Below are 11,050 nucleotides of genomic sequence, written 5' to 3'. Positions count from 1 at the left end.
ATTGAATAATCAAAAAGAGCAAGGTAAATCTAATATCAATAATTTAAGTAATTTAACAGCTGAAGATATTAGTAATTTTACAAATCAAATTGCGAACGCTAAAGATAAATCGGCAATAGATAAAGCGGTACAAGATGCTCAAATTAAAGATGCAACTAACTTATTGAATAATCAAAAAGAGCAAGGTAAATCTAATATCAATAATTTAAGTAATTTAACAGCTGAAGATATTAGTAATTTTACAAATCAAATTACGAACGCTAAAGATAAATCGGCAATAGATAAAGCAGTACAAGATGCACGTAATAAAGATGCGACTAATTTATTAAACAGTCAAAAAGACAGAGGGCAGTCTAATATCAATGAATTGCCTAATTTAACAGACGAAGAGAAAGCGGAGTTCAATAATCAAATTACAAATGCTGTAGATAAAGCAGCTATCGATAAAGTTGTTGCTAATGCAAAAGCTAAAGATGATAGTAATTTACTTAATGCACAAAGAAATAAAGGTAATTCTACAATTAATGGAATGAGCAATTTAACAGACGAAGAAAAAGCGAATTTCAGTAACCAAATTACAAATGCTGAAAATAAAGCAGCCATTGATCAAGTTGTTAAAGATGCAGAAGCTCAAGATGCACAAAACAAAGCTGTAGCAGACTTACAACAAGCAAAAGAAAATGCACAATCTACGTTAGATAGTTTAGCGAATCTGACTGATGATGCACGTAATACTATTATTACTAATATTAATGAAGCAACATCACCAGAAGATATAGCGAATATTGTAAGCGATGCTAAGCAACAAGATAAAGAGCAATTATTATCAAACCAAAAAGAGCAAGGTAAACAAAACATTAATGATTTAGCTAATTTATCTGATGAAGAACGCAATCAGTTCGAGCAACAAATTACAGATGCAACAGATAAAGCAGCAATTGACAAAGTAATACAAGAAGCTCGAGATAAAGACGCCTCAAATTTATTAAACAGTCAAAAAGATCAAGGTCATCAAGATTTAAATAATTTAGCTAATTTATCTGATGAAGAACGCAATCAATTCGAGCAACAAATTACAGACGCAACAGATAAAGCAGCAATCGACAAAGTAATACAAGAAGCTCGAGATAAAGACGTCTCAAATTTATTAAACAGTCAAAAAGATCAAGGTAGACAAGAGCTTAATGATTTAAGTAACCTGACAGATGAAGAGCGTAATCAGTTTGAACAACAAATCAGTGATGCCTCTAACCAAGAAGGCATACATCAAGCTGTAAACGATGCTAAATTGAAGGATGCAGAGAATAAAGCAATGAAAGACTTAGCAGATGCTAAATCAAATGCTCAAACTGACGTTGATAACTTAACTAATTTAAATGAACAAGAGAAAGCTAATATTGCTCAACAACTTGAAAATGCAACAAGTCGAGATGAAGTGTCTCAAATTTTGAAAGACGCACAAAGTAAGGACGCATCAAACTTATTAAATAAACAAAAAGAACAGGGTACAGTTGATGTTGATGGTTTAACTAATTTATCAGATGAAGAGAAAGAACAGTTTAAACAGCAGATTTCTGATGCTACAGATGAAACTGCTATAAATGAAGCTATAAATAACGCTAAAGCACAAGACATCGAAAATAAAGCAACTCAAAATTTAGAAAATGCTAAAAATGATGCGCAATCTCAAATTGATAATATGGAACATTTAACTGATGAAGACAAGTCGGACATTACACAAAGACTTGAAGATGCAGATAATCCAGAAACAGTAGCAGATATTATTAAAGACGCTTTACAACAGAATGCTGACAATTTACTTAACAATCAAAAAGAGCAAGGTAAGCAACAATTAAATGACTTGAGCAATTTAACTGATGAACAACGTTCAGAATTTGAACAACGTATTACTGACGCAACAAATGAAGCTAGCATCAAAGAAGCAATAAATGAAGCGAAAGCACAAGATGCTGACAATAAATCTGCTAAAGACTTATCAGACGCTAAAGAGAAAGCTCAAACTGATATCGAACAACTTGATAATTTATCTGAAGATGAAAAAACAAATATTAACCAACAACTTAAAGATGCAACTTCACCAGAAGAAGTGGCTCAAATCATTAAAGATGCCCAAAACAAAGATGACGCTAATTTCTTAGATAAGCAAAAGCAGCAAGGTAGCGAAGAGATTAATAATTTAGGCAATTTAACGGATGAAGAGAAAGAACAGTTCAAACAACAAATTACTGATGCATCAGATAAAGCTACAATTGATCAAACAATTAAAGATGCAAAAGCACAAGACGTAGACAATAAAGCATATAAAGACTTATCAGACGCTAAAGAGAAAGCTCAAACTGATATTGATCAACTAACTAACTTAACAGATGATAATAAAACAAAAATTGCTCAACAGCTTGAAGAAGCTTCATCTCCAAAAGATGTGAAGAAAATTGTAGATGATGCACGAAACCAAGATGCTCAAAACTTATTAGATAAGCAAAAGCAACAAGGTACAACTGATATCGATGCATTAATTAATTTATCAGACGAAGAAAAAGAGCAGTTCAAAGAGCAAGTTTCAAACGCTACAGATGAAACAGCTATAAATGAAGCGATTAATGATGCAATAGCAAAAGATATTCAAAATAAAGCAGAAAAAGATTTATCAGATGCTAAAGATCAAGCAAAATCTACAGTTGATGACCTTACTAATTTAACTGAAGACGATAAAATAAATATTAAAGAACAATTAGATGGTGCAACAACTCCAGAAGATGTACTTAATATTCTTAAAGATGCTCAAGAAAAAGATGAAAATAATTTATTAGAAAAGCAAAAACAACAAGGTAACGACGATATTAATGAATTAGATAACTTAACTCAAGATGAACAAGAAGCATTCAACCAACAAATTAAAGATGCAACGACGAAATCTGATATCGATAAAGCAGTACAAGATGCACGTAATCAAGATGCTGATAACTTACTTAATAGTCAAAAAGAGCAAGGTAAAAAAGATCTTAGTGGTTTAAGTAATTTAACGGATGATGAACGTGAAGACTTTGAACAACAAATTGTAGATGCGACTGGTAAAGCGGATATCGATAAAATCGTTCAAGAAGCTAATGCAAAAGATGCATCGAATCTTCTTGAAAATCAAAAAGTACAAGGTGCTTATGATATAAACGACTTAAGCAACCTGTCTGATGAAGAGAAATCTAACTTTAATCAACAAATTACAGATGCAACAACTAAAGAAGCAATTGATAAAGTAATTCAAGACGCTAGAGAACAAGACGCATCAAACTTACTTGAAAATCAAAAAAGTGAAGGTAATAAGACAGTAAATGACTTAAGCAATTTATCTGATGAAGAGAAGTCAAACTTTAATCAGCAAATTACAGATGCGACAACTAAAGAAGCAATTAATAAAGTAATTCAAGACGCTAGAGAGCAAGATGTATCAAACTTACTTATGTCTCAAAAAGAGCAAGGTAATCAAAAGCTAAACGATTTAATTAACCTAACAGATGATGATCGAGCTGAGTTTGAACAACAAATTGCAAATGCAACAGATAAAGAAGCAATTGATAAAGCTTTACAAGACGCTAAGAATAAAGACCTAGCTAATTTAAACGAGAATAAAACTCAAGGTAATAAAGATATTGATGCATTAGCTAATTTATCCGAAGAAGAGAAAAGTATTTACACTCAACAAATCGCTGAAGCTACAACAAAAGATGCGATTGACCTAGCAGTACAAGATGCAAAAGAGAGAGATGCAAATAATTTATTAAGTGATCAAAAACAACAAGGTAATTCAGATATAAGTAATTTATCCAATTTATCGGAAAATGAGAAAAATGAATTTGCTCAGCAAATTTATGATTCTACAGACAAAGATGCCATTGATAAAATAGTACAAACAGCGCGTAAACAAGACGCAACAAACTTACTTAATGAACAAAAAAATGAAGGACAACAAGATATAGACAGTTTGGGTAACTTAACAGAAGAAGACCGTATTAAGTTTGAACAACAAATTACAGATGCAACAGATAAAACAGCTATTGATAAAGTAATCCAAGACGCTAAAGATAAAGATGCAAGCAATCTATTAAACTCTCAAAAAGATAACGGTCAAACAAATATTGATGCTTTAGAGAATTTATCTGACGAAGAAAAAGGTAAATTCAGTAAACAAGTTTCTGAGGCTACAACAAAAGAGGAAATCGATAAAGCAGTAGCAGATGCGAAATCGCAAGATATTCAAAACAAAGCAGATCAAGATCTATCTCAAGCTAAAAAAGATGCACAAACTCAACTTGATCAACTAGCTAACTTAACAGACGAAGAGAAAGAAGATTTACAACAACAACTAGAATCAGCTGAAACACCAGAAGAAGTAGGAAATATTGTTAAAGATGCTAATGAAACTGACGCAAGCAATTTATTAAACAAACAAAAAGAAAATGCACAGACTGAAGTTAATGCCTTAAATGATTTATCAGAAAAAGAAAAAGCAGAATTTAACAAACAAATTCAAGATACAACTACGAAAGCTGATATCGATAAAATCGTTGAAGATGCTACAAATAAATCGGCTGATAATTTACTCAATAATCAAAAAGATAGTGCACAAACCAACATTAATGGTTTAAACGATTTATCTGACAAAGAAAAATCTGATTTCAATAAGCAAGTACAAGATGCAACAACAAAAGAAGAAATCGATAAAGCAGTGGCAGATGCGAAAGCACAAGATATCCAAAATAAAGCAGATAAAGACTTAGCAGCTGCTAAAGAACAAGCTAAAGAAGTTATAGATAACCTGGGAAATCTTAGTTATGAAGACAAAGCACAATATAAAGAAAATATTGATTCCTTAGATAATTCTATGGATATAGCAGAAGTTATTGAAGGTGCTCAAGACCTAGATGCAAGCAATTTACTAAACAAACAAAAAGATAACGCTGCAGCCGATATAAATGGTCTAGAGCATTTATCAGAACAAGAGAAAGAAACATTTAATGAACAAATAGAGAATGCTAAAGATAAAGTTACTATCGATCAAATTGTGCAAAATGCTCAAGAAAAATCCGATGAAAACCTACTTGATAGTCAAAAACAATCAGGCACAAATGATATTAATAATTTAGAGAATTTATCAGAAGAAGAAAAAACAGCATTTAATAATAAAGTGAATGTGGCTACATCTAAAGAAGAAATCGATAAAGCAGTAACAGATGCGAAAGCACAAGATGTTCAAAACAAAGCAGACAAAGATTTAGCAGCTGCAAAAGAAGATGCGAAAAACCAAATTGATCAACTTACTAATTTAACAGAAGAAGAGAAAGCAGATTTACGACAACAACTAGAGTCAGCTGAAACACCAGAAGAAGTAGGAAATATTGTTAAAGATGCTAATGAAACTGACGCAAGCAATTTATTAAACAAACAAATAGAAAATGCACAGACTGAAGTTAATGACTTAAATGATTTATCAGAAGAAGAAAAAGCAGAATTTAACAAACAAATTCAAGATGCAACTACGAAAGCTGATATCGATAAGATTGTTGAAGATGCAACCGATAAAGCAGCTGATAATCTTTTGAATAAGCAAAAAGAAAATGCACAAGATAATGTTAATGGTCTAAATAACTTATCTGACAAAGAAAAATCTGATTTCAATAAGCAAGTACAAGATGCAACTACGAAAGCTGATATCGATAAAGCAGTGGCAGATGCGAAAGCACAAGATGCTAATAATTTACTAAGTAATCAAAAAGATCAAGGCCAACAAGAACTTGATAGCTTAAATAATTTAACAGATGAAGAGAAGACACAATATAAAGAACAATTAAATAATACAACTTCTAAAGCAGAAATTGACAAAGTAATTAGTGATGCAAAAGCACAAGATGCAAGTAACTTACTCACTTTACAAAAAGCTAAAGGTCAAGAAGACATCAATAGCCTGAAAAATCTAACAGAAGATGAACTTGCTGAATTTGCCCAACAAATAGAAAATGCTAAAGATAAAGAAACTATTGATAAAGTTGTACAAGATGCAAAAGCACAAGATGCTACAAACATGCTTAATAAGCAAAAGGGTAATGCTAAAACTGGTATCAATATGCTAGAGGGCTTATCTCATCGAGAAAAAGAAGTATTTAATAAACAAATAGATGATGCTACTGATAAAGAAGAGCTTGATAAGATTGTTCAGGCTGCTAAAGATAAAGCAGAGAAAAACATACTTGATAGACAAAAACAACAAGGTACAAATGATGTGAATAGTTTAGATAATTTATCTGATAAAGAAAAGTCGGAATTTAATAAACAAATTTCAAGTGCAAAGTCAAAAGAGGAAATTGATAAAGTTGTGTCAGATGCAAAAGCAAAAGATATACAAAATAAAGCTAAACAAGATTTAGTAGCTGCCAAAGATAAAGCTCGATCAGAAATTGATCAATTGAATAACTTAACTGATAAACAAAAAGGTAACTTCCAACAACAAATTGAAAAAGCACAAACACCAGAAGATTTGGTAAATATCATCAAAGATGCACAAACTCAAGACGCTCAGAATGCACTCAACAATGCTAAAGATAATGCTAAACAAAACGTAGATGACTTAGTTAACTTATCATATGAAGAAAAATCAGATTTCAATAAACAAATAGATGATGCACAAACTCAATTAGACATTGATAAAATCGTAAACAAAGCACAAGTACAAAACACAGTTAATCTAAATAAAAATCAAGATAATGCTCAAGATATAATCAATGACTTACCAAACATAGATGACACTGTGAAAAATGATTTTAACAATCAAGTTGACCAAGCAATTACATCTAATCAGATTACTGATATTATAAAACAAGCACAACAACAAGATGCTAATCAATTATTAGTAAATCAACAATCAGAAGGTAATGCGAAGATAAATGCCTTGCCAAACCTTGATGAAATAACTAAACAACAACTACAGAATCAAATCGCACAAGCACCAAATCAACAAGATATTAACCGTATCGTCAGTGAAGCGGAACGCATAAACAACGGTGCACAACAAAGCAACAAAACCAAAGATAATAAAGGCAATGAAGCATTACCTGATACAGGTGAAGAAACAAATGATTCAAGAAAAACAACAACATTGTTTGGGGCATTATTCGCAGCACTTGGTTCAATTGTTCTATTTAGGTCACGTCGCAAAGATAAAAACAAATAAAAATTTAAAGGGTCTGAGACATAATCAATGTCTCAGACCCTTTTTTAAGATATATACCTAATTCAATTAATTAACTGCTCTAACATCTTCTAAGCTGAATAAATTTTCCATAAGTTCATTGTTATTATAAGTTTTAGAAACAACTTTACCTGTTACGCTTAAATAAATTATATCCTGGTCTATTTTATATACGTAAAATGAAATATTTTCAATATTATTTTCTTTAAGTAAATTGTATATATCCTGTTTTAAATAGTTTGAATAATAAGCTTCAATATTTTCTTGTATTCTTTCTTTTTAACAATTTTTTCGTATATAAAATTTTCTCTCAAAAAGTACTGGATAATGACAATTAAAATTGCTGATAGAATCCCGATGAAATAAAGTCCCGAACCTAAAGCCATACCTACGCCTGAAGTTATCCATAGTCCAGCAGCAGTTGTTAGCCCGTTAATATTTTGATTTTTAATCAATATTGTACCAGCGCCAATAAAACTGATACCACTTACAACTTGAGCAGCTACCCTTGATGGATCTAGCTCAATGTTTGAATAGTTTAAAATATCATTAAACCCGTATTTTGAAATGATAATAAACAACGCTGAAGCGGCGGATACAAGTATATGCGTTCTAATGCCAGCTGCTTTCAGTCTTTGTGACCGTTCATAACCAATTATCGCACCACATAATACGGCCAAAAAAATTCTTAAAAATAAGTCTAATTGAAATAGCATAATATCCCTTCTTCCGATATAAAAAGTGATTTGCAAAAGGTTAATAATACTTATTGTAAAAATATAAATTTTAATTGGCTAATAAATTAAGTAAGAGTAATTAGTAGTACTACTGAAAATTTTAAAGCATATTCAGTTTAACTTCTACTCATAGTATTTATATATACTCGGTTAATAATAAATTAAACAAAAACATACAAAGATTAGCTATGAAACAGAAGAAAAAGTTAATTCGTGGTTTTACGTAAAGGTGGATCTAATAAAGGAGTGTTTACCTGGATTAATGAGCTAGAAAATCCAATAAGATGATTTTTACCTGGATTAACGTCATAGAAAATCCAACAACAATATCGACTCGATCAATCCCACCCAAAAAAGAGCTAAGGATTTATGTCCTTAGCTCTTTTATTCCGATATTTTTAACGTGTTTTTAGTTCATCGCCCGTCATCCATTTATGATTTTTAACCATTTTATCATTATCTGTTGATTGATAATCTACGATATAAACAGTTGTTTCTTCTACATCATCAATTTTAGCTTCTGCATTTTTCATGCCAGACATATGGTCAGCTTCTAATTTAACAGTGTCGCCTTTTTTGAAACCATCTTCAGGTGCGTCAGCTACTTCTTCGTTAACGACCCATTTATGATTATTTACTTTGTCGCCACCGTTTGTTGGTGTGTAACTTACTTCATAAGCATAAGTTTTATAAGCTTCTTTCACTGTACCTTTGGCGTTTTTCATCCCAGCCATATGCCCCTCTGTAATTGTAACTTTATCACCTTTTTTAAACTTGCCATCGTTTGTACTCTTCATGTTTTCTGGTGTTTTACTATCGCTTTTATGCTCCATATGTTCTTCTTCTTTATGATTGTTAGATTTTTTATCTTCTGCCCCTTTATCTGATGAACAAGCGGATAATACGAGTCCTGATGCTAGTATAATAAAACTGAATTTCTTAATCATAATTTGAAAGCTCCTATCTTTTATTTTAATTTTAGTGTAAAAGCATTAATTGCTACGATAACCGTACTGAATGACATGAGTATTGCGCCAACAGCAGGGGATAAAATTAACCCTATTGCAGCTAATATTCCAGCTGCTAGAGGTACAGCAACGACGTTGTATCCAGCACCCCACCAAAGATTTTGAACCATTTTTTTCATTGTGTTTTTAGAAAGATCTAAGAAACTAATAATATCTGATGGGTTACTTTTAACAAGTATGACATCGCCAGACTCAACGGCTACATCTGTACCTGCACCTATAGCCATACCAATATCGGCTCTAATAAGACTTGGCGCATCGTTAATACCATCACCAACCATCATAACTTTACTACCTTTTGATTGATAATCTTTAATGATTTTTTCTTTATCTTCCGGCATTAATTGTGAATGTACATCATCGATACCTAACTCTTTGGCAACTGCTTGAGCAACTTCATTATTATCACCTGTAAGCATGACAGGTGTGATATTTCTAGATAATAAATCAGAAACCATTTGTTTTGAACTTTCTTTAATTTTGTCACCTTGCGCGATAACGCCAATAACTTGGTTGTCATCAATTAAATAACTAACGGAATTGCCTTCTTTAGCAAGGTCGGTAAATTGTTCTTTGTTGTAATCAAATTTATTTTGATCTAAATAAGTTACATTTGTTATTTTTAATTTTCTATTATTAACAGTACCTTCTAGACCAACACCTGGTAAGTTGTTAACTTCTTTAGGGCTAGAATAGGATATGTCTTTACTTTTAACGTAATTGACTATACCAGTAGCAAGAGGGTGATTGGAATTGCTCTCTAATGAAGCAAATAGACTCAATACCTCTTCATCTGTTAATTGTTCATTAAAGCTTTCATAATGGTTAACTGAGAAATTACCTTCAGTTAATGTACCTGTTTTATCCATCATAATATAATCTAAATGTTGAGCTGTTTCTACAGACTCTCTATTTTTTATAATTAAACCATTGTGTGCACCTATAGATGTAGAACGTGCTGTAACTAAAGGAATCGCTAACCCCAATGCGTGAGGACAAGCTATGACAAGTACTGTTACAAGACGTTCAAGTGCAAAATCAACATTACTTTGAATAAGCATCCATACAATAAACGAAATTAAGCCGATACTTACTGCAAAGTAGAATAAATAACCTGCTACTTTATCCGATAATAATTCAGCTTTGGATTTATCATTTTGTGCTTGGTTCACTAATCCCATTACTTGAGAAAGGTAGCCGTTTTCGCCGGTAGCAGTAACTTTAACTTGAATAGTTCCTGAGCCATTGATGGAACCACCAATAACTTCATCGTTATAAGCTTTAGGAACGAGTTTTGATTCCCCTGTTACTAATGATTCGTCAATCGAAGTTTCACCTTGTGCGATGATACCGTCAGTAGGTATACTTTCACCAGCTTTAACTTCAACGATATCATCAATATCAATATCTGATATTTTCACTTCTTGACGTTGGTCTTCATCGATTACTTTTATAGCGGTATTAGGTAAAAGTTCCGCCATTTTCTTTAAAGCATTGCTAGCATTACCAACTGCATTTATTTCAATCCAGTGACCTAATAACATAATGACAATTAAAGTAGCTAACTCCCAGAAAAAGTCCATAGTATGGGACGACGAAGAGCTAAAGTTATTCATATAAAATGCATATAAACTATAAATATATGCAACTGAAATACCTAGTGTAACTAACGTCATCATTCCAGGTTTTTTACTTAAAATTTCATCTTTAGCACCTGTAATAAATGGCTTTCCACCATAAAAGAATAAAATTGTAGATAGAATTAATACAATCCAATCTGAACCTGTAAATGAAACTTGGAACGGTAATTTTACGCCCATCATTGGTGATAAAATGATGATGGGGACTGCAAAAATTAATGAAATAAAGAATTTACTTTTAAAATTACCATGATGATGAGCATGGTCACTATGATTATCATGGTCTTCATGATTTTCATGTCCTTGATGACTATGATGCTCATGATCATGCTTGTTATCTTTATTCATGATAATGAACCTCCTAATTTATAAAATTTAAAAGAA

The 11,050-nt window shown here is 31.8% G+C and carries 4 protein-coding genes; 1 reads left to right on the top strand and 3 read right to left on the bottom strand.

What is annotated here, in order from left to right; translation table 11 throughout:
• Nucleotides 1-7,243: LPXTG cell wall anchor domain-containing protein (locus tag LQ615_RS04970; RefSeq protein ID WP_239713521.1), on the top strand; the 7,243-nt coding region annotated here is incomplete at its 5' end.
• A 248-nt stretch (nucleotides 7,244-7,491) separates the two neighbouring features.
• Here LQ615_RS04970 and LQ615_RS04965 read toward each other — a convergent pair.
• From LQ615_RS04965 to LQ615_RS04955, 3 genes are all read right to left on the bottom strand, one after another.
• A complete protein-coding gene (locus LQ615_RS04965; RefSeq protein ID WP_239703720.1) occupies nucleotides 7,492-7,977 on the bottom strand; it encodes an MgtC/SapB family protein in 486 nt (161 codons plus the stop codon).
• A gap of 419 nt (nucleotides 7,978-8,396) precedes the next feature.
• Nucleotides 8,397-8,945, bottom strand: a complete 549-nt coding sequence (locus LQ615_RS04960; protein WP_239703721.1) for a YdhK family protein — start codon at nucleotides 8,943-8,945, stop codon at nucleotides 8,397-8,399.
• Nucleotides 8,946-8,965: 20 nt separating this feature from the next.
• The gene (locus tag LQ615_RS04955; protein ID WP_239703722.1) at nucleotides 8,966-11,014 is read right to left on the bottom strand and encodes a heavy metal translocating P-type ATPase; all 2,049 of its coding nucleotides are present in this window, start codon (nucleotides 11,012-11,014) and stop codon (nucleotides 8,966-8,968) included.
• Between the last annotated feature and the right edge of the window lie 36 nt (nucleotides 11,015-11,050).

It is taken from the genome of Mammaliicoccus sp. C-M13, from assembly GCF_022386845.1.
GTDB classification, from domain to species: Bacteria; Bacillota; Bacilli; order Staphylococcales; family Staphylococcaceae; genus Mammaliicoccus; species Mammaliicoccus lentus.
The sequence above is the reverse complement of the archived record's forward strand: the minus strand, read 5'-3'. Positions and strand labels throughout refer to the sequence as shown.